Source organism: Rhodococcus sp. UFZ-B548 (assembly GCF_903819475.1).
GTDB classification, from domain to species: domain Bacteria; phylum Actinomycetota; class Actinomycetes; order Mycobacteriales; family Mycobacteriaceae; genus Rhodococcus_F; species Rhodococcus_F erythropolis.
The window spans coordinates 1-19,441 of sequence record NZ_CAIJDS010000023.1; the positions used below are offsets into that span (position 1 = coordinate 1).

At 61.0% G+C, this 19,441-nt stretch carries 22 protein-coding genes, 1 tRNA gene and 1 other RNA gene; 11 read left to right on the forward strand and 13 right to left on the reverse strand.

The features are described 5' to 3' along the window. Positions 1 to 366 precede the first annotated feature (366 nt). Positions 367 to 1,371 (forward strand): AraC family transcriptional regulator, encoded by a 1,005-nt coding sequence (locus H7C86_RS19745; protein ID WP_021342611.1) that lies wholly within the window; start codon positions 367 to 369, stop codon positions 1,369 to 1,371. On the opposite strand, the gene H7C86_RS19750 is transcribed toward H7C86_RS19745, so the two are convergent. Then, positions 1,364 to 2,410: a YeiH family protein gene (locus H7C86_RS19750; RefSeq protein ID WP_021342610.1), complete on the reverse strand. Its 1,047-nt coding sequence runs from the start codon at positions 2,408 to 2,410 to the stop codon at positions 1,364 to 1,366. The genes H7C86_RS19745 and H7C86_RS19750 overlap by 8 nt on opposite strands. 101 nt (positions 2,411 to 2,511) lie before the next feature. Between H7C86_RS19750 and H7C86_RS19755 the strand changes: the two genes are divergently transcribed. Next, a complete protein-coding gene (locus H7C86_RS19755) occupies positions 2,512 to 3,420 on the forward strand; it encodes a LysR family transcriptional regulator (RefSeq protein ID WP_182262102.1) in 909 nt (302 codons plus the stop codon). A gap of 7 nt (positions 3,421 to 3,427) precedes the next feature. Here the strand turns inward: H7C86_RS19755 and H7C86_RS19760 are convergent, their stop codons facing one another. From H7C86_RS19760 to ffs, 4 genes are all read right to left on the reverse strand, one after another. Then, entirely contained in the window at positions 3,428 to 4,009 is a 582-nt protein-coding gene (locus tag H7C86_RS19760) for an HhH-GPD-type base excision DNA repair protein (protein ID WP_019746526.1), read from the reverse strand. 18 nt (positions 4,010 to 4,027) lie between these two features. Then, the gene (locus H7C86_RS19765) at positions 4,028 to 5,383 is read right to left on the reverse strand and encodes a glycosyltransferase 87 family protein (RefSeq protein WP_020968199.1); all 1,356 of its coding nucleotides are present in this window, start codon (positions 5,381 to 5,383) and stop codon (positions 4,028 to 4,030) included. 98 nt (positions 5,384 to 5,481) lie between these two features. Further along, positions 5,482 to 6,774: an aminotransferase class I/II-fold pyridoxal phosphate-dependent enzyme gene (locus H7C86_RS19770; protein ID WP_019746524.1), complete on the reverse strand. Its 1,293-nt coding sequence runs from the start codon at positions 6,772 to 6,774 to the stop codon at positions 5,482 to 5,484. Positions 6,775 to 6,816: 42 nt separating this feature from the next. Further along, positions 6,817 to 6,916, reverse strand: an RNA gene (gene ffs, locus H7C86_RS19775) — signal recognition particle sRNA small type. A gap of 136 nt (positions 6,917 to 7,052) precedes the next feature. Between ffs and H7C86_RS19780 the strand changes: the two genes are divergently transcribed. After that, positions 7,053 to 7,140: transfer RNA gene (locus H7C86_RS19780), tRNA-Ser, on the forward strand. Between the two features lie 56 nt (positions 7,141 to 7,196). Here H7C86_RS19780 and H7C86_RS19785 read toward each other — a convergent pair. The 4 genes from H7C86_RS19785 to H7C86_RS37290 all read right to left on the reverse strand — a co-directional run bounded on the left by H7C86_RS19785 (position 7,197) and on the right by H7C86_RS37290 (position 8,821). Then, positions 7,197 to 7,628, reverse strand: coding sequence for a YbaB/EbfC family nucleoid-associated protein (locus H7C86_RS19785; protein ID WP_182262103.1), 432 nt, complete (start codon positions 7,626 to 7,628; stop codon positions 7,197 to 7,199). After that, positions 7,625 to 8,215: a hypothetical protein gene (locus H7C86_RS19790; protein ID WP_020905887.1), complete on the reverse strand. Its 591-nt coding sequence runs from the start codon at positions 8,213 to 8,215 to the stop codon at positions 7,625 to 7,627. Before H7C86_RS19790 ends, H7C86_RS19785 begins: the two co-directional genes overlap by 4 nt. Then, positions 8,212 to 8,490 carry a hypothetical protein gene (locus tag H7C86_RS19795; protein WP_182262133.1) on the reverse strand — a complete coding sequence of 93 codons (279 nt, stop codon included), beginning with the start codon at positions 8,488 to 8,490 and terminating at the stop codon, positions 8,212 to 8,214. Before H7C86_RS19795 ends, H7C86_RS19790 begins: the two co-directional genes overlap by 4 nt. Positions 8,491 to 8,602: 112 nt before the next feature. Continuing rightward, positions 8,603 to 8,821: an alpha/beta hydrolase gene (locus tag H7C86_RS37290; protein ID WP_197941371.1), complete on the reverse strand. Its 219-nt coding sequence runs from the start codon at positions 8,819 to 8,821 to the stop codon at positions 8,603 to 8,605. Positions 8,822 to 8,960: 139 nt separating this feature from the next. Between H7C86_RS37290 and H7C86_RS19805 the strand changes: the two genes are divergently transcribed. Further along, positions 8,961 to 9,779 carry a pentapeptide repeat-containing protein gene (locus H7C86_RS19805; protein WP_182262104.1) on the forward strand — a complete coding sequence of 273 codons (819 nt, stop codon included), beginning with the start codon at positions 8,961 to 8,963 and terminating at the stop codon, positions 9,777 to 9,779. 54 nt (positions 9,780 to 9,833) lie between these two features. Here H7C86_RS19805 and H7C86_RS19810 read toward each other — a convergent pair whose 3' ends face one another. Further along, on the reverse strand, positions 9,834 to 10,142 hold the full coding sequence (locus H7C86_RS19810) for a DUF6191 domain-containing protein (protein WP_007731580.1): 309 nt from the start codon (positions 10,140 to 10,142) through the stop codon (positions 9,834 to 9,836). A 134-nt stretch (positions 10,143 to 10,276) separates the two neighbouring features. Between H7C86_RS19810 and H7C86_RS19815 the strand changes: the two genes are divergently transcribed. Together H7C86_RS19815 and H7C86_RS19820 are read left to right on the forward strand one after the other, a co-directional pair. Then, entirely contained in the window at positions 10,277 to 10,948 is a 672-nt protein-coding gene (locus tag H7C86_RS19815; RefSeq protein ID WP_019746521.1) for a response regulator transcription factor, read from the forward strand. A gap of 39 nt (positions 10,949 to 10,987) precedes the next feature. Further along, entirely contained in the window at positions 10,988 to 11,767 is a 780-nt protein-coding gene (locus tag H7C86_RS19820; RefSeq protein WP_182262105.1) for a helix-turn-helix domain-containing protein, read from the forward strand. Between the two features lie 22 nt (positions 11,768 to 11,789). Here the strand turns inward: H7C86_RS19820 and H7C86_RS19825 are convergent, their stop codons facing one another. Then, on the reverse strand, positions 11,790 to 13,079 hold the full coding sequence (locus tag H7C86_RS19825; protein ID WP_182262106.1) for an MFS transporter: 1,290 nt from the start codon (positions 13,077 to 13,079) through the stop codon (positions 11,790 to 11,792). A gap of 27 nt (positions 13,080 to 13,106) precedes the next feature. Continuing rightward, complete coding sequence (gene argE, locus H7C86_RS19830; protein WP_020905882.1) at positions 13,107 to 14,294, reverse strand: acetylornithine deacetylase; 1,188 nt, start codon at positions 14,292 to 14,294, stop codon at positions 13,107 to 13,109. Between the two features lie 111 nt (positions 14,295 to 14,405). On the opposite strand from argE, the gene H7C86_RS19835 reads away from it, so the two are divergent. The 5 genes from H7C86_RS19835 to H7C86_RS19855 all read left to right on the forward strand — a co-directional run bounded on the left by H7C86_RS19835 (position 14,406) and on the right by H7C86_RS19855 (position 18,639). Next, positions 14,406 to 15,473: an Lrp/AsnC family transcriptional regulator gene (locus tag H7C86_RS19835; RefSeq protein WP_232253112.1), complete on the forward strand. Its 1,068-nt coding sequence runs from the start codon at positions 14,406 to 14,408 to the stop codon at positions 15,471 to 15,473. A 51-nt stretch (positions 15,474 to 15,524) separates the two neighbouring features. Next, positions 15,525 to 16,085 carry a TIGR03086 family metal-binding protein gene (locus H7C86_RS19840; RefSeq protein WP_182262107.1) on the forward strand — a complete coding sequence of 187 codons (561 nt, stop codon included), beginning with the start codon at positions 15,525 to 15,527 and terminating at the stop codon, positions 16,083 to 16,085. 51 nt (positions 16,086 to 16,136) lie between these two features. Next, a complete protein-coding gene (locus H7C86_RS19845; protein WP_019746515.1) occupies positions 16,137 to 16,745 on the forward strand; it encodes a TetR/AcrR family transcriptional regulator in 609 nt (202 codons plus the stop codon). A 1-nt stretch (position 16,746) separates the two neighbouring features. Beyond that, a complete protein-coding gene (gene gluQRS, locus H7C86_RS19850; protein ID WP_182262108.1) occupies positions 16,747 to 17,643 on the forward strand; it encodes a tRNA glutamyl-Q(34) synthetase GluQRS in 897 nt (298 codons plus the stop codon). Between the two features lie 255 nt (positions 17,644 to 17,898). Beyond that, positions 17,899 to 18,639 (forward strand): EAL domain-containing protein, encoded by a 741-nt coding sequence (locus H7C86_RS19855; RefSeq protein WP_019746513.1) that lies wholly within the window; start codon positions 17,899 to 17,901, stop codon positions 18,637 to 18,639. 30 nt (positions 18,640 to 18,669) lie between these two features. Here H7C86_RS19855 and H7C86_RS19860 read toward each other — a convergent pair whose 3' ends face one another. After that, the gene (locus H7C86_RS19860) at positions 18,670 to 19,323 is read right to left on the reverse strand and encodes a DUF4190 domain-containing protein (RefSeq protein ID WP_020968190.1); all 654 of its coding nucleotides are present in this window, start codon (positions 19,321 to 19,323) and stop codon (positions 18,670 to 18,672) included. Positions 19,324 to 19,441 lie beyond the last annotated feature (118 nt).

A 19,441-nucleotide genomic window follows, 5' to 3' on the forward strand; every position in this document is an offset into this window, starting at 1 on the left:
ACCGACACGCCGTGCCTACCGTGCCTTCATCCTGATGCGGCGCTAGAGATAACACCGCTTCATGACGAACCCGAACCTCTCCGGTACCCGGTCGTCCTACCTCGATCTCTTCCCAACGCATGACGGACGGTGTGCCGATCTCGTGGAACCGAATGGCGTTTGCCATCAATGCTCTCCAATTCTGTGGGCGGGCTCGACTCGATTACGGTCGAGCTGTATTCGTACGCAACAACTTCCAGAAGTCGGTGCTCGACTTCGCGGTCGTGCCGAACTGATGTGAACAAAACTATGTGAGATCCGGCTCACATGCTTAACTTGACGAGACACACAACACAACATTTCGGGACATCGAGTAAAGGGGGCCCTATGAAGCCACTCGCCCGCTACGCGTCACTGAACCGATACGTCGACCTGTGCCGAACAGTGGACGTGGACGCTGTGGCCCTCATGAGAAGTGTCGGCCTGAGCCCGGCAAGCCTGGCGAACCCCGACCAATGGGTACCGGCCGCCTCCATCGCATCGCTCCTGGAGCGATCGGCAGCGGAGTCCGGACACGAAGACTTCGGGCTTCTACTCGCCGGCCTGCGTCGACTGTCCAATCTCGGTCCCCTCAGCTTGGTCATCAGGGAAGAACCAGACGTCAGGAGCGCGCTCGACGTATTGATGCGATACGAGCACACGTACAACGAGTCATTACGCATTCGACTGAACGAGGTCAACGGACTCGCCACCCTGCGAATCTCGCTCGAGGTCGGCGAACCGGTCGACACCAGGCAGAGCGTCGAACTCGCAGTCGGCGCGACGCTGCAGATCCTGCGAAGTTTCCTGGGTTCTCGATGGCATCCGGTCAGCGTGGGATTCACGCACAATGCCCCGAAAGATACGAGCACGCATCGACGAATCCTCGGCGACACCGTGGAATTCGATCACGAATTCACCGGAATCGTTTTCTTCGCCGCCGACCTGGATGCGGCAAACCAACTGTCCGACGAGTTGCTCCGGCCGTACGCTCGCCAGTTCCTCGACTCACTTCCCGCATCGGAAACCTCCGACACCCTCAGCCGCACCAAGGAATTGATCGAAGTTCTGCTTCCGACCGGCCGCTGCTCTGTCGAGCAGGTGGCACGAAGCCTCGGGTTCGACCGGCGGACACTGCACCGTCATCTCGCCGAATCCGGAGATACGTTCACGGCCGTTCTCAATTCGGTCCGAAGCACCCTCGCGGAACGATTTGTCGCCAACCCTCGCTATTCATTGACCGAAGTGGCGGTCCACCTGGGGTTTTCGACGCAGGGTAGTTTCTCGCGCTGGTTTCGCACTCAGTTCTCGACGAGCCCGAGCGCATGGCGGACTCAACGCTCGATCAGCTGACCAGCACGACTCCGACGTAGGCGATCGTCGCCACCCACACGGTGGAAATCGCGGCCAGAACGAATGGTCGTGCGCCCACTCCACGAATGACGCTCAGCCGCACCCCCAGCCCGAGAGCGAACATCGCAGCAGCCAACAGCGCCGTCTGCACGGTCTTCGCCAATCCGAGAAGCTCATTTGGCAACATTCCGGTGGAGCGCAAACCCATGCAGCCGATGAATGCCACGACGAACAACGGAATCAGCGGGGGCCGCTTGGTGGCGGTGTTGTCGACCATCGTGCGTTGCCGAATGCTCAGAAACGCCATGACCGGCGCCAACATCAATACGCGCGCAAGTTTGACCACGGTCGCGACACCCAACGCGGTGGCGCCGAGAGCGCTGCCGGCAGCCACTACTTGTGCCACTTCGTGGATCGACCCACCGGCCCACATGCCCGCCTCGATCTCGTTCATACCGAAAGCATCGGCCAGCAAGGGGATCGTCGGAATCATCAGAGTTCCGAAGATCACCACCAGCGCTACAGCGGTCAGCAACTCTTCCTCTCGCGCATTCACCACACCGTCCGCAGCAGCCACAGCGGCTGCGCCACAGATCGAGAAGCCGCAGGCAATCAGAATCCTCTGCGACCAACTCAATCCCAGAAGCTTTCCGGCATACATGGTCCCGGCGATACCGAGGAACACTATCGCCACCACAACGGCGATCACTCCCCAACCCAAACCGACGATGTCGGAGAACATCAATTGCAGCCCGAGCAGAGCGATACCCACCCGAAGTAGCCGTTTCGCCGAGAATGCCAGGCCAGGTTGGAATTTCGCCGGCAAAGAGACGGTATTCGCCAACACCGCACCCGCCACGATCGCAATCAGCAACGGACTCACGGCGGAGGTGAACCGACCGGCTATCAGCGCGACCGTGGCACCCAAGGCGCACAACGCAACTCCGGGCACCAATGCAGCCACACTCGACCACCGTCGTACTTCTGACGAAGGGGCGACTGCGGGTTTCTCGGCCACGGACTTCACATCACGGTTCACTCATCCAGCGTCCTTGAGCCACCATCGCTCCGGTAGGGCGATTTCTACCATCACGACATATCAGATCGATATGGAATAGATGCTGGGTATAGCCTGTCTGCATGACCAGAAGGTGGCCCGACCTCACCACACTCGAGCTACTCGTCGGCATCGACGATCACGGAAGCCTCAGTGCTGCAAGCCGTCTGGCTCACATCGCACAACCGAATGCCAGCCGCGCCGTCAAAGCCCTCGAGCGGCAGCTCGGGACGCCACTCATACACCGAAGGTCGACGGGTGCGACTTTGACTCCGCAGGGGACCGTCATCGTCCACTGGGCGCGCCGCGTCCTCGCCAACTCGAGGCAGCTTCTCGACGTCGCCGAAGGGATGCGGACCGAACGATCCGCGGAATTGACCGTGTGTGCCAGCATGACCGTCGCCGAACATCTGATCCCGGCCTGGCTCGGCGTCTTTCGATCACTGCATCCTGGTGTCACCGTCCACCTTCAGGTCTACAACTCGACACGCGTACTCGAAGCCGTCGAAGTAGGAATGTGTGACCTCGGATTCGTCGAGTCACCGACCGTTCCGAAGAGCCTGCCCAGCGTCACCGTCGCTCGTGACTCGCTGGTCGTGGTCGTTCACCCGGATCATCCATGGGCGCGTCGACGAAAGCCGCTGACCGTCGCCGAACTGGCAGCGACACCGCTGCTGGTGCGTGAGCCCGGATCGGGAACCAGAACGACTCTCGACCTGGCGTTACACGAATACGAGCGCGGTGCACCGTTGTTGGAACTGGGTAGTTCGGCCGCGATTCGAACCAGCGTGCTCGGTGGCGTCGGCCCGGCGGTACTGAGCACGCTGGCCGTCGACGACCAGGTGAAGCAGGGAGAACTTCGGGTCGTAGCCGTCGAAGGCTTGGAACTCGACCGATCCCTGCGTGCAGTGTGGCGCCCGCCGCGTCAGCTCGAGGGCCCCGCAGGCGACCTGATGAAAGTAGTGCGTGCGAGCGGGTCCCGGAAATCCTGAAAGCGGCTTACTTCTTGTCGGCCTTCGCTGCGGCCTTTGCGGCCTTCTTGAACTCGCGGACCTCGAGCAAAGACTGTTCGTCGACCACGTCTGCAATCGAGCGCCTCGAGCCCTCGAGCCCGTAGTCGCCGGCCGCTTGGCGCCAACCTTTCGGCTCGACGCCGATCTGTTTTCCGAGCAACGCCAGGAAGATCCGGGCTTTCTGATCCCCGTAACCGGGTAGGGCTTTGAGCCGCTTCAGCACTTCCTTGCCGTCGGGATTTCCCGAAGTCCAGATCGCCGCGGTGTCGCCGTCGTAGTTCTCGACGATGAACTGGCACATGAGCTGGATACGCTCGCCCATCGACTTGGGGAATCGGTGCACAGCCGGAGGCTCGGCACAGATGGCGATGAACTCGTCGGTGTCCATGTCGGCGATACGCCTGACGTCGATACCGCTGAGCCGATCCGCCAGCTTCTTCGGACCGAGGAAGGCCGTTTCCATCGGAACCTGTTGATCGAGAAGCATTCCGATCAACAACGCCAACGGGTCCTCGGCGAGGAGGGCATCAGCTTCGGGGTCACCGACAAGGTTCAGTTGAAGTGCCATGAGTCGGATACTGCCACGTCAGGCGGCAGTTGTGACCGGCGCCGACGCATCCGGAGCCGGAATCTTCCACTTCTTCCAGCCGAACAGAACCAACGTCGAGACCGCGGCAAGCGTGAAGACCCAGAGGTAGACGCCGACGGTCGGAATCCGCAGATACTCGGGTGGCACGAACATGAACAGGCCCATTCCGACAAAGCGATCCGTACCCGGAATGACCGACGGGTCCCACCAAGTGTGAGACCAGTTCAAGACTGGGAGCAGGAAAACGAACGGCGCCACCCACGCCCAGCGCTTCTTCGACACCATCGCGTAGTGCGCGGCGAGGACGACCAGCGGGACGAACCACACCCAGTGATGACCCCACGAGAACGGCGAGACAGTGGTCGCAGTCAACCCCGTCATGGTGAGGCCGAGCAATTTCTGGCCGTGCCGGTGAGCAATCCACGCGGCACCGAGTCCGAGGCATACCGCCAGCGCACTGAAGACGAGGACCAGGACCCGCGACGGCGTCGGAGTGTGAGTGAGCTGAGCAATCAGACCGGACACGGACTGGTTGCTCGGAGCATCCGTCGGTCCGACGCGTTCGCTGTCGACAAGAGTGCCGGTCCAGTACTTGTACGCATCGTTGTAGATCACGACGAAACCAATCGCGACGGTCGCCGCGAACGTCACGACGGCCGTCACCAACGCACGCCATTGACGAGTGATGAAGAGGTACGCCCAGAAGAAGGCCGGAGTGAGCTTCACACCGGCGGCGATGCCTGCCCCGATTCCTCGGAGCCGACTCTTCTCGTCCCGACCGAGGTCCCACACGATCAAGAGCAGCAGGAAGATGTTGATCTGCCCGAGCCAGAGCGTCGTACGTATCGGTTCCATGAACAGAAAGATCGTGGTGGCCAACGCACTGACGGCGTAAGCCTTCACGTCGAGCCGATAACCGAGGTACTTCCAGCACAACACGATCACTGCGAACAACGCAGCGATGTTCAAACCCGTCCACACGACAATCGCCTGTTTGAACGAGAGCACCGCCCACACCGTGAACAGCAAAGCCGCAAACGGGGTGTACGTGAACATCATCCCTTCCAGGACTGGCCCGTCGTACAACGGAAGGCCCTGAACCACAACGCTGCCGCCGTGGCGGTAGACGTCGAGATCGAGGAAATTTTCGAAGATCCCCCAGTACCGCGTATTCATCGGCACGGCGAAAAGAACCATCAGCACGGACGCGACTGCCAGAACACCGAGCACAGAGAATCCGAGAACACCGACACGGAGACTGCGTCGCGGTATGTCAGCTTCGATGACCGACTCTGATTTCGCGGTGTGCGCCTCGAAAGAAGGCCCATCCGAAGCGTTGATCGCGCCCGTCACTACAACCTCCGGGATTTACACCCTATGTCGGGAATTGATGCTCCGAACGGTACAAGACGAGACCGAAAAGTACCGACCGGGCACGCCGCTTAGAGAACTCAGATCTCGGAGAGACGCGATTCGGTGGCTGCGAGCAGGACACACGTCGCCACGCCGTCCATGGCAACTTCGAGTTCAGCCGTGGACGGGAAGCTCGGGGCCAACCGGATGTTCCGGTCGTCCGGATCCGTGCTGTACGGGAAAGCCGATCCGGCAGCGGTGAGCGCGATACCCGCGTTCTTCGCCAGTTCGATGACGCGCTTGGCCGTGCCGTCGACCACGTCGAGGCTGATGAAGTATCCGCCCTTCGGCTCCGTCCAGGACGCGACCTTCGAAGCACCGAGACGATCCTCGAGGATCCGCAGTACGAGCTCGAACTTGGGCGCGAGGAACGCGCGATGCTTCTCCATGTGCGCACGAACGCCGTCGGCATTGCCGAAGAAACGCAGGTGGCGAAGCTGATTGACCTTGTCCGGTCCGATGCTCTTCTTACCCAGGAACTTCTGGTACCAGGCAAGGTTTTCCGCCGAGCTACCGAAGAAGCTCACACCAGCGCCGGCGAAAGTGATCTTGGACGTCGACGCGAACACGAGCGGACGGTTGGGGTGTCCGGCCTCCGCTGCCATCGAGAGAATGTCGTAGGAAGGCGCGGTCTCGCCGACGAGAGGGTGCACGGCATACGCATTGTCCCAGTACAGGCGGAAGTCCGGTGCGGCCGTCGGCATCGACGCGAGCGTCCGGACAATTTCTTCGGAGTACACGGCACCGGTGGGGTTCGCGTAAACCGGAACCGCCCACATGCCCTTGATCTGCGGATCTGACGCAACAAGTTCGGCGATCTTGACGACATCCGGGCCGTCGTGGTTCATCGGCACCGCAATCATCTCGATGCCGAGGGACTCGGTGATCGCGAAGTGGCGGTCGTAGCCCGGTGCGGGGCAGAGAAACTTGATCTTCTCTTCCTGTGCCCACGGCCGGGCCGAATCCGGAGTGCCGTGCAGCAGTGAGAACACGACGTTGTCGTGCATGATCTCGAGGCTCGCGTTGTTGCCGGCGAGAAGGTTCGCAACGGGGATACCCAGCAGCTCACCGAAGATGGCGCGCAGTTCCGGCAGACCGGTGAGTCCGCCGTAGTTACGGCAGTCGGTGCCGCTGCCGTCACGGAAGTCACCGTCACCGGGCAGCGTCAGCAGCTCTGCGGAAAGGTCGAGTTGTTCCGGGGAAGGCTTACCGCGGGTCAGATCGAGTGCGAGCTTCTGCGCCTGGAGCTGCGTGTACTTCGCGCTCTGGCTCTCATGCTCGGAGGTGAGTTCTTCATGGCTCATCAACCCGATCTGGGTTTGGATAGGCATCCGGAGCGGCCTTTCACCGACGAGGCGGGGTCGGGTATGTGAAAAAAATAGAGGACCCCGCGCACCCGGCAGAGCCCGTTGACCCTTGCTGCCTTCCGGCCCTGGGGGAGTTCACAGGATGCGCGCCGCGCGGGATCCAATGAACAGTGTAGACGGCTTTCGTCGGCCGCTGCACACCACCTACCGGGGCGGAGATGCAAACCCTGAGATCCACCGGTTCTTCGCAGGTCAGGTACCCGTTTAACGCTTCACGCTCGCAATTGGGTATGCTGCTCCACGGAGGATTCGCCTAGTGGCCTATGGCGCTCGCCTGGAACGCGGGTTGGGTTAACGCCCTCAGGGGTTCAAATCCCCTATCCTCCGCCAAAGGAACCCCTGTGAACTGCTGAGAAGCGGTTCGCAGGGGTTCTTTTTGTCCGGGCTCAGGCACGTCGCATGAACGAACCGCCGTCGAAGGGTAGGTCGTCGTCGACTGACGCGCGGTCGGCTCGTTTCACCACGTGAGGTTCAGGTGCGGCCGGCGCCTGATCGAACGCGTCCACTGCATTGAAAGCATTCATTGCCCTGGCGACGCGAGGGTCACGGAGGAGTGGGGCGCGTAGTTCTTGCGCGGCAGACGCTGCTGACGCAGAAGCGGTTCGGTGGGCCGCTGCGATCGAGGCGGAGAGCGCAGCCGCGCCGGCCCGGAGACCGCTCTCGGTGAGTTGCAAGTCAATGATCGCGCCGTACGCGTCGACCTCGACGCTGACTGCACCACCTCCAGCATCTGCGCGAGCGCGAACCTTCCCGACCTCGGCGTCGACTTGGCGAGCGAGGACAGTCAACTCGGGAAACGAGGACGCGGGCCCGGTCAAGGTTGATCGATCTGCACGGGCGCGTTCGGACGATCCGATGCATCGGGTCGGGGGAAACACGGCGACGACCCGGTCAAACTTGCTCCCCGCGCGTACTCCTCCAGAACCATTCGATATCCATCCGGCAAGATTGTCTCGGTGCTCGTCGAGTCCCCAGCGGAGTCGTACGTTCGAAACTTCCAGCCGCGCTCAGTCCACAGATTGCGAATCGGATCACCGAAACCTGGGATGTCGGCGGTTTCAGTTGAGGTGAGGAAGTACGTCACGCCGTAGTCCACGGATGTGTCCTTCGACAGATTGCTGTCATTGCACGGGACGGTGCCGCCCGGATCGAGGGTGACCTTCTGGTTCAGTTCGGAATACCGCGTCAAGTAGGCGCCCGGCGGCAGTACCGTGATCGTGTCCGTCATGTATTCGATCACCTTGGCCTGTGCCTGCATGAGGGTTAGATTCAAGTTGGCTTCCATCACTTTCCCGTTCTCCGTCGTCGTACACGCCGACAGCAGGGTCGTACACGCCGACAGCAGGATTGCCACCGCGATACTGCTCATGCCGAGTGCTTTACGGCGTCGCGTTGCGTTGGTCATGGCGCTCCTAGTCCGGCGATCACGTGGCCCATCCCGGCAAGAGCCGGGTTGGTGCGTTCCCAATACTCGCTGTGTGCGACTGGGCTGGGGAGCTCGCCCAACAGACCCGCGTCGATCCCGGTTCCGGGTGCTGACTCGACGACGGTGGCACCGAATCCGATCAGCGGAAGATCATTCGCGGGGATCGCTCCGTGCGAGAGACCGCCGTACACGTCCCCGATCATCGGAACCGGATCATTTGCCGGCGGCGGCGGCGTACACGTGGCCACCGACATGTTCCGGGGCTTCCCACGAAGAACAGATCATTCGCGTCCATTGATCGTCCGTCCGAGGCGCCGCAGCGCCGATCACGGTCGATCCGTAAATGTGTCCGATGACCGTGTTGCATTAATGCGTGCCGTCGTGGGATGCACGCAGTCCGTCTTGGAATCGATCCAGCGATCCCGCGCCGCCGTCGGCGTACCCGTCGAGCCCTGCTTGTGGAATCGTTTGCGGCGCATCATATCCACACCAGGCCATCACCGAAGTCGACCCGAAAGTTCCGGCCTTCCAACGCCTTTTGCCCCGAATCCAACCGCCGCCCGCTTGCAGTACTTCGTTCCCCACCCAAGCCCCCCGGCTTCGAATCGACATGCGAAAAGCAGCGTAGCAGCGCATCGACTGCTTCAGAACCACGAAAATTCGTTTGACAGACTCACGAACTCGAAGCCAGACTTTCCGTCCAACCCAACAATCGGGAGTACGCGTGCTTGCCGGCCAGACCAATCTGCTCGCGGATTGCAGCAGTTGCTTCGGCCTGTGCTGCGTCGCACTCCCCTTTTCCAAGTCCTCCGACTTCGCGACCAACAAGAATGCCGGCGACCCCTGCAAGAACCTGCAGCAGGATTTCCGTTGCGGCATCCACACCGGATTGCGAAAGAAGGGCTTCACCGGTTGCACCGTCTACGACTGTTTCGGTGCGGGACAGAAGGTTTCACAGCAGACCTACGACGGCATCAGTTGGCGTGATGCCCCGGAGACCGCGTCAGACATGTTCGAAACGTTCCCTGTCGTACGCCAGTTGCACGAACTGCTCTGGTATCTCGCCGAAGCCCGCTCGCTGAAGCAAACCCACTCGATACGAAAGGAACTCGACGCTGCACTCGCAGAGACGGAAAGCCTGACCAACGGCACGCCTTCGCAGATTCAAGCCGTCGACGTCTCAGCACACCGAGCGGCAGTCAACACACTGCTCTTGCAGACGAGTAACCTTGTGCGCTCGCCGATCTCAGGCAAGAAGGGTCGCAAACTCGACCACCGCGGCGCAGACCTCATCGGCGCCAGATTTCGTGGTTCCGATCTACGTGGAGCCAACTTTCGCGGGAGTTACCTGATCGGTGCAGACCTCCGCGACTGCGAACTCGATCGAGCCGATCTGATCGGTGCAGACTTGCGCGGCGCCGACATTCGCGGCGCAAAACTCCGCCGCAGTATCTTTCTCACTCAGTTCCAGATCAACGCGGCGGTTGGCGATTCGGCTACCACACTTCCCGATTCAATGACCCGCCCCGGCCACTGGGCCTGAGCCCGACGATCGTCAACTCCGTCGACTGTCAACTCCGTCGACTGTTGGCGACTGTCAACTCCGTCGACGGAGAACGACCTTGTTAGCTTCCGGATCGACGGATACCCACGGCGGGTCACCGTCGGTTCCGTCCTCACGATGCATCAACGCGCTCTGCCGCTGTTCGAATTCATGATGCTTGGACCCCTGAAACAGGGCAGCAACCTCTTCGAAGCCCGCAGCCGAGACCGGACGAGTCGTGCGCCCCCTGGTCCACGGCAGGGCCCGGCCACCGGTGAGCCGGTTCCAGAGAGTCTCGGCGAACGCGAACAGGACCAGCAGCACGAGCAAGCCTGGCAGCGTCAACGCGAACAGAGTGCCCATGAAAGAAGTCTAGCGACGAACGCCCCCAGGTTCCCTCAACTTTTGATCAGCCACCTTGTTGTGGCCATGCGGTGGATGATCTGCCAGAATGCAAGCTGTTACGACTAGTAACACCTTCGGGGGGAGGATTTCACGTGAGCTTGATACTTGCAGCTACCGACCGTTCGGAGCTTGCCCAGACACTCGGGGCCGAATTAGTACATTTTGGTCATCAAACACAGCTCGTCCGCACCGGGCGCCGCCTACTCGACGACCTGGACACCGACAGTTTCGATATCGCCGTGATCGATCTCTTGTTGCCGGACATCGACGGCTACGAGATTGCACGACAGATCCGCTTGCGCAGTTCGATGCCGATCATGATGTTGGTGGATACCCACGAGGACATCGACGAAGCACCACATGGCGCTGTCTCGGACTTCGTACTGAACCCGATCGATTCTCACGCGCTCGATCTTCGGGTCACCGCGATCCTTCGTGAAACCGCGCATCCCGCCGCCGGAAAACACCAACGTCACGGTGACCTGCTCCTCGATCGACGTGCTATGACGGCGACGATGGGCGGAAAGCTGCTCGTCCTCAGCCGGACCGAATGGCGGGTACTCCTGGAACTGTCGACCGAGCCTGGGCGCGTGTACTCGCGTGATCATCTGATCCGAAACGTCTGGGGTTCCGACCACGAAAAGACACGTGTGGTCGACGCGACCATTCTCAGCTTGCGGTCCAAACTCGAATCCAATCCCGCGAAACCGAAGTACATCAAAACCATCCGGGGGTTCGGATATCGCTTCGGCCCGGTCGAATGAACTCGCCTTCGTGTCGGTGGCGCTCGATAGGCTCTTGTCATGGGTTGGTACACACCACAATCGGTCGCCCCGGATCTCTCGGACATCCTGGTGTGTGGCTGGACGGCGTGCGCAGAAGGTGAACACCTGCTCGTGCCCGATGCTTGCATGGACGTGCTGTGGATACGTGGCGTCGGCATACGCGTCTGTGGCCCCGAAACCGCTGCATGGTCATTCACTCTTCCGCCCGGAACACGCTCCGTGGGTGTTCGATTCCGCCCTGGATCGGCATCGCCGATGTTGCGAACCTCGGCGTCCGAGCTTCGAGATTCTCGCGCTGACCTCAGCGCTGTAACCGACGCACGCACGGAACGAATACTGTTGAACCGCTTGGAAAATTCCGAAGACCACGAACAAGTCTCGATCCTCGAAAGCGCTGTCCGGAGTTGGGCAAGTTCGAGTTTCCGTCACGATCCGGTGATCAACCACGTCCGCACCGCACTGTCCGAACATTCGTGGAATGTCAGCACTCTCGCCGACGCGGCGGCACTGACTTCGCGCCAACTCCAGCGTCGATGCAACGACGCCTTCGGATACGGCCCTGCAACGCTGCGCTCGATCCTGCGCCTCCAGCGTTTCATGGCGCTCGCCCGCAGTCGACCCGCACTGGGCCTCGCTGAATCCGCAGCCCACTGCGGATTCAGCGATCAGGCCCACTTGACGCGTGAATGCCGCCGAATCTCTTCGCTGACCCCGGCAGCTCTACTGCGAACCCAAGCCCCCGACTGGCACGGGTCGGATACCGTTGTCGCGCCGGCAGAGGGAGACGCGGTCGCATGATCGCTAACGCGCTCCCCCGCCGTCACTTCTGACTGAAAAGCGTCCTGGCAGACCACAGCCCGCCGAGGGAGAGCACTGCGACCGTCATGTAGTAGTAGCTCGGAGCGTCGAGCGAGCCTGTTGTACTGATCAACCAGGTCAAGACCAACGGCGCGATTCCGCCGAGCAAGGTCACGCCGAGGTTGTACGACAAAGACATCCCGGTAGCCCGGATCTCCGCCGGGAACAGCGAACTCATCAAGGCAGGCAACGGGCCGAAGGCAAACGCCATGATGACGCCCAGGACCGAAACAACCAGGACGAGCGTCAGAGTCGAGGGGTGATCGACCATCAGTTTGAAGAGCGGCCAGGCCAGGACGATTGCCGCAACGGCGGCCCAGGTCATAACTCTCGCAGGTCCGACCCGGTCTGCAAGATGACCGATCAACGGCACGGTGATCAAGGTGACCAGCCCGGCGACGATTCCGCCGAGGTAGCCGGCAGAGGCGGATACTCCGAGGTTCTTCACGGCAAACGTCGGCATGTACAAGATGAGGTAGATCGAGATCGTCGCGACGCCGACTACTGCGGCGCCGGTCAGCACCCGGCCGAGATGCCTGGTCAGCGTCGTCTTCAGCGGGGTCTTTTCCGGGACGCTCGTCTTGAAATCGTCCGTTTCATCGAGCTTGGCGCGGATGTAGAGACCGACCGGCCCGACGATGATGCCGAAGAAGAACGGAACGCGCCAGCCCCACGAGTAAAGCGCTTCATGCGAGAGATGGGTATTGAGCACGTATCCGAACAACGATGCCAGGAAAACCGAAGCACCCTGGCTGGCAACCTGCCAGGAAGAGTAGAACGCCTTCTTGTGCGGTGCAGTTTCCACGAGGAAGGTTGTAGCAGTACCGAATTCACCGCCAGCGGAGAATCCTTGAATGAGTCGCGAAACCAGGATGACGACGCCGGCCCACGGCCCGATCATCGAGGTCGTCGGCGCCACCGCCATGATGAGCGTGCCGATCATCATCAGCATCATCGTCAACGTCAAGGCGTTCTTGCGCCCGCGACGGTCGGCATAGCTTCCGAGAACCATCCCGCCAAGCGGCCGGATGACGTACGAGATCGCGAACGTCGCGAACGTCAGTATCAAGCCGAGAGTGTTGTCGCCGCCGGGAAAGAAGTTATGGGCGATGACCACTGCAAATGATGCGTAGACGATGACGTCGAACCATTCGAGCGCAGCGCCGAGCGAACTGCTGATCACCGCCTTGCGAGCAGCGGCCAGGCGTTCCGGGGTGACTGCTCCGGAGGTTGGCGTAGTTGCCGTGGACATGGTTTTCCTTAGGGGGGTGAGGGTGGGTCAGGCGCGGGCGTGAGCGATGACGTTCCGAACGAACTGCTCGCACTGTGCCAATTGGTCAAGTGTCACGTACTCGTCAGGTGCATGCGCCTGAGTGATGCTTCCCGGCCCACACACAACAGTGGGGACACCGATACTCGCGAACATCCCGGCCTCGGTGGCGTACGCGACCTTTTCGTCCGAGGGCCGACCACCCCATTGTTCGACCAGTGCGGCCGCCGAAGCATTCGCATCCGTCTCCAGGGGAGGAACCGAGGCCGACACGTGCATCGTCACGGAGGCTGACGGGTTTTCTTCCTGCATCAGGTTTTCGATCCGATTCGCCTCGGCGGCAAAGCGTTCGAGCAAATCTGCGGCGCCAGCTGAGCTGATGCTCCTGAATTCGAAAGTGATGGAGCAATCCTCGGGGACAGTGTTCACTGCGATCCCGCCGGATACGAGATTGACCGAACACGTCGTCCAGGCCACGTCGAATGCGTCGTCGTACGGGCCGGACGCACGGAGCTCGTCGGCCGCGCTTCTGACGAATCGAATCAACTCCGCGCCGTATTCGATCGCGTTGACTCCTCGCGGAGTAAGCGACGAGTGCGCCGAAACACCATGCAGATCAACACGTATGACGTTCATCGACTTGTGTGCGCGAATGACCCGCATCTCCGACGGCTCTCCGACGACGCACACATCAGGGCGCAGGTTCCGGGAAACAACCTCCTCGACCAACCCGGCCGCACCGATGCAGCCGACTTCCTCGTCGTAGGAGAATGCAAAGTGAATCGGCTTCGCCAGCGGCCGAGCAACGATGTCGGGGATCGCCGCGACAACGATCCCGATGAACGACTTCATGTCGCACGTGCCGCGTCCGTACAGACTTCCGTCGCGAATTTCGGGAGTGAAAGGGTGGCTGCTCCAGTCTTGATCGTCGACCGGCACTACATCTGTATGGCCGGAAAACATCACTCCACCGGCAGTGCTTCCGTCAGGAGGCGTGAATGTTGCCAACAGGTTCAGCTTGGAACCCTCGTCGTCGGAAACGAGTATCGGCTCGACCCCGTGGCGACGTAGTTCCGCGGCGATGAGATCGATCAACGGTCGATTGCTCACGGCACTCGTCGTATCGATTCCGATGAGGCGCTGCACCCAGTCGAGACTTCTCTCGGTTGGAACAGCGGACAACGTGGTGGACGACATCTGGGTTCTCCTTTCACAGCACGAACGCGGTGGGCACTTGCCACCGCGTTCTGCCCTTCGAGCATGAATGAAGTGATCCCAGACACAATGAAGATGCACGATACTTGCAACATGATCGAAGAAACGCAGGATTCCGCCGTGCTCGACGACGTCGACCTCGCCCTGATCAATTGCCTGCAACTCGACCCGCGAGCGTCGTGGCGCACGGTTGGTGACGCGCTCAAAGTTGATCCGGTTACCGTCGCGCGCCGCTGGCAACGGCTACAGGACTCCGGCACCGCCTGGGTCTCCGCGAGGGCAACCGGCCACGGCCGTCCGGAATCGTGTCTGGCTTTCGTGGAAGTCGACTGTACGACTTCGAACGCCTTGGCGATTGCGGAACGTCTTGCCCGCTGGCCGCAGGTTCTGAGCGTCGAACACACAAGCGGCCCAGGCGACTTGACTCTTCTCGTCGAGGTCAGAGACATGGCTTTCCTGTCGCGTTTCCTGCTTCGCTCACTCGCGTCGGTGCCCGGGATCGTCAGTTCGCGTGCGCACCTCGTCACCGAGGTCTTCGCGATCGGAGACGACTGGAAATTGCAGGTACTCGATGCCACGCAGCGGGCGGTGATGACAGACCGGCCTGTGCGCTACAAATATGCTCCGACGGATCAGCGCCATCACGGGAAGACTTTCGACGCGGTCGACCGCCAATTGATATTGAAGCTGGGCGAGGACGGTCGATCCTCGATTGCCGAGCTCACGGTCGGTACCGGCCTCAGCGAAAGTACGGTCAGGCGGCGACTTGCCGAACTGACGTCGCGCAACCAAATCGTGTTCCGCTGCGACGTGTCTCTACCGCTGTCCGGCTGGCCCCTCGTGACCTGGGTGTGGGGATATGTCGATCCCACGGACCGGTCGACGATTCGTGCTCTGGTGGAGCGAGTGTCTGGAACACGAGTGTGCATGCGGATATCCGGTGGACGCGCCAACACACTGCTCGCGATCGCCGCACACTCCCTTCGCGAAACTCCCATTACCGAAGTACAACTCGCACAAGAGGCACCGGGCCTGGTGGTGCTGAACAGGTCAGTGGTGCTGCGATCGATGAAAAGGGTGGGCCGACTTCTCGATGACGAAGGCAAGAGCGCCGGGGTCGTACCGATGGACATCTGGGCGGAAGCCCCGGAGATCGAGTGAATGTCCGAAATAATCAATCATGACGCGCCGCGGTGGAGAAGGATTGCTGTCATGACTTCAACAGAGATCTCCCCCGCCCAGCGTTATCGGGATCTGGCCGCCGGATTCACGGCGCGGATCGACGCCGTACCCGCCGACCGCTGGGACAACGATTCCCCCTGCGAGGGCTGGACCGCCCGCGACGTGGTGAGACACGTGCTCGACAGCGAACGCGACATGGTCAAGGTAGTCGGCCTGGAATTGGCACCCGGTCCGTCGGTCGACGACGACCCGTCGGCAGCCTGGGCGGCCGTCCGAGATTCGATGCAGGCCATTCTGGACGATCCGGCAAAGTCCACCCTCGAATACGACGGGCACTTCGGCCGGACCAACCTCGGGGCCACGGTCGAGGGGTTCTTGTGTTTCGATCTGGTCATCCACGGTTGGGATCTCGCAGCCGCGACCGGCACCGATACGACGATGCGTAACACGGACGTGGAGTGGGTGTCGGAGATCGCCGCGGGCCTCGGCGAGTCGATCCGCATGAGCGGTGTGTGCGGCCCGGAAATACAGGTTCCGGACAACGCTGACAAAGCGACGAAACTCCTTGCCTTCCTCGGCCGGAAGGCGTGAAAAAGTACCCCTGACGTGGGCATTACTTCCATACACATGTAATGTCGCGGTATGCCGGAACGCCGAAAATCCTCCACGAGTCCAGACCTGCTTGCGGCGGCATTGTTCGATGTCGCCGCGGAATCCGGACTGGAAAATGCCAGCGTTCGCGAGGTCGCAAAACGGGCGGGTGTCTCGATCGGCGCAGTGCAACATCATTTCTCGACCAAGGACGAGATGTTCGCATTCGCACTGCGAACACTCGTCGATCGATTGTTGACCAGACTGGCCGAATCGTCCGCCGACGCGGACCCGCATACCGCCCTGTTCCAGGCGCTCTCGCAACTCCTGCCCCTCGACGAGCAACGCACGCGTGAGGCGCATGTGCTCGCCGCGTTTGCCGTGCGCGCCGCAACCAGTGAGTCACTCTCCGAAATCCGCCGGACAACCCTGTTCACAATCCGCACCGGCATCTCGACAGTTCTGATCGGGATCGGAACTCCGGAAGCGGAAACCAGAGCGGCACTTCTACTTTCAACCGTCAATGGATTGGCCCTCGACGCACTCGGAAGCCCCGCCATGTATCCGCCGCAGTACCTCGATCACGCTTTGGAAACCCAGATCCGCCTCACCCTGCACGACGCCGAGAACCCGCTCGCCTCCGTCGGGCTCGCCAGCTGACGTGGCCGGAGCAGGACGCTTCGCGCCGAGCCCGTCCGGCGATCTCCATCTGGGGAACCTCCGTACCGCCCTCTTGGCCTGGCTGTTCGCCCGCACCAGCGGGCGCGACTTCCTCATTCGCGTCGAGGATCTCGACCGTGTCCGACCCGGCTCGATGGAGCGACAACTCGACGATCTGCGCAGGCTCGGCCTCACATGGGACGGCTCAGTCGTCTTACAATCGCACCGTCTTCCCTTGTACCACAACGCTATCGAGCTACTACGCGAGCGCCACCTGACCTATCCCTGCTTCTGCACACGCAAGGAGATCCTGCAGGCACCGTCCGCTCCCCATGCTCCCGATGGCGCCTATCCCGGCACTTGCCGGAACCTGTCGGCGGCCGAACGCGCCGAGAAATCGGCAAGCGGCCGATCCCCCGCGCTGAGGCTACGGGCCGACATCGATTCGTTCACCGTGCACGACGAACTGTTCGGCGAGGTGACGGGGCAAGTCGACGACGTCGTCCTGCTCCGCGGAGACGGCGTACCCGCCTACAACCTCGCCGTTGTCGTCGACGACGGTGCGCAGAACATCGATCAGGTGGTCCGCGGCGACGACCTCCTGACCTCGGCGCCGCGTCAGGCGCACCTTGCTCAACTGCTCGACATCGAACCGCCGTCGTACGCCCACGTTCCTCTCGCGTTGAACAGTGAAGGCAAACGACTCGCGAAGCGCGACGGCGCAGTGACTCTGGCCGATCAACTCGAGGCCGGACGCAGTGCCGAACAGGTCCTGACAATGATCGCGTCGAGCATCGGTCTCGCTGAACCCGGCGAAGTTGTCACACCACCCCAATTGGCGGATCGATTCGACTCTCGCAAGATCCCCCGAACCCCGTGGATTTTCCCGGCGAAGTAAGTGAAGTTTCAATCGACACCTCGTCGGGACAAAAGCTCGATTGTCCGATATGACAAAGCCGTCCGCAATAGCTATTCGTTGGCAATTCTCGATTAGTGAAGTACGGTCAAGACTGGCGAAGGAAATTCAGGGCGAGTAGTCCCTGCAAAACTACGCCCGGGATCTGAACCTGGGATCCGACCGCAGTACCCACTTGCAGCATCCACGCTGACACGCACGTGCGGCACGGGCGACTCAGGACGAAAAGGAATACGCATGGTCCGCGAGCTTCGCGAGGCACTCGACGACCATCAATTCGAGGTGTTGTATCAACCCCAGGTCAATCTGAACTCGTCAGCAATTATCAGCTATGAAGCACTTCTGCGGTGGCGCCATCCGCTTCGAGGGTTGATCGAACCCCAAGATTTCATGCGCTCCGCCGAATCCTCTGGGCTCATCATTCCCATCGGGCTGCAGGCTCTGGACATGATCTGTGCCCAAACAGCGTCGTGGCCTGAGCACATGATGGTCGCGGTCAACTTTTCACCTCGCCAACTCGCTACCCCGCACGCCGCCCACGAGATCCTCGGAGCGCTGGACAGTTCAGAAACCCCACTTAGCAGAATCATCGTGGAAGTCACCGAACTCGGCGTCGTGGGTCGGCATGCCGCCGAGACCCTTCACGTCTTGCATAACGAGGGAATTCGAATCGCGCTGGATGATTTCGGGGCGGGCTTCGCGTCTTTCTCCGCGTTGTCGGAATTGCCGCTCGACATTCTCAAGATCGACCAATCCTTGACCTGGGCCGTCAGCGCAGCGGGTCGTGCTGGAGACCGCGCCTTCATGGTCATGGAGTCAATCGCCGACATCGCTCGAAAACTCGGGCTTGATTCGATCGCCGAGGGCGTCGAAACTGCCGAACACGCAGCCAACGTCTTGCAGGCCGGCTGCGACATGGGCCAGGGCTATTACTTCGGGAAGCCGCTTCCTGCGTCGTCCATAGTCACTCCCGTGTGAGCGCCAGCCACTTCAGTACGACGCCAAACTTCAGTACGACGACGATGCGCTCGCGATGAGTGCGACCACGAGAATCACGGCAAAAATGGCCAAGAAAGTTGCTCCGACCGCAATTCCGGCTATCGCAAGCCCGCGTCCCTCTTGACCTGTCTGCTTGATCTGATTGAGCGCGACAATTCCCAAAATGATTCCGATGATTCCGCCGAGACTGTAGAAGCAACCGCCTGCAAGCGATACCACCAACGACGCAATTGCGAGACCATTGGTGCCGACTGGCTGCATCGGCGGGATGTATCCACCAGCGAATTGGTTCGGTTGACCGTACGCATTCGGCGGTTGACCGTATTGGGGCTGTCCGTACTGAGCTTGTCCGTATTGTCCGGGTTGCTGATATTGATTCGGCTGATATTGATTCGGCGGTCCGAAATTCTGCGGCGGCAGGTATGGATTGGGTTCACCAATTCCACCCGGCTGAGGCGTATTACCGGTTGGGTTGTACGACGGCGGCGGATAACCCGGGTACTGCTCGTTGGGAGTGGTATATCCGGGAACTTCGGGTGAAGACTGCGTTTCGGACGGGGACACGCCGTACCCCTCGGGCGGCAGGCTCGGAAATTCTCCGTATCCAGGTTTTGCCTGGTAATCGCTCGAAGAATCGTCGTTGTTGCCCCCAGAACTCGTCATACAACGCAGCCTAAACCACAGGTGACCTCCGAATCCAAGTGAGCAGATGTCATCCACATCGCTCTTTGATCCCAGTAGGGTCATATCCACTGTCACACTCGAGCGCGATATTTACGAC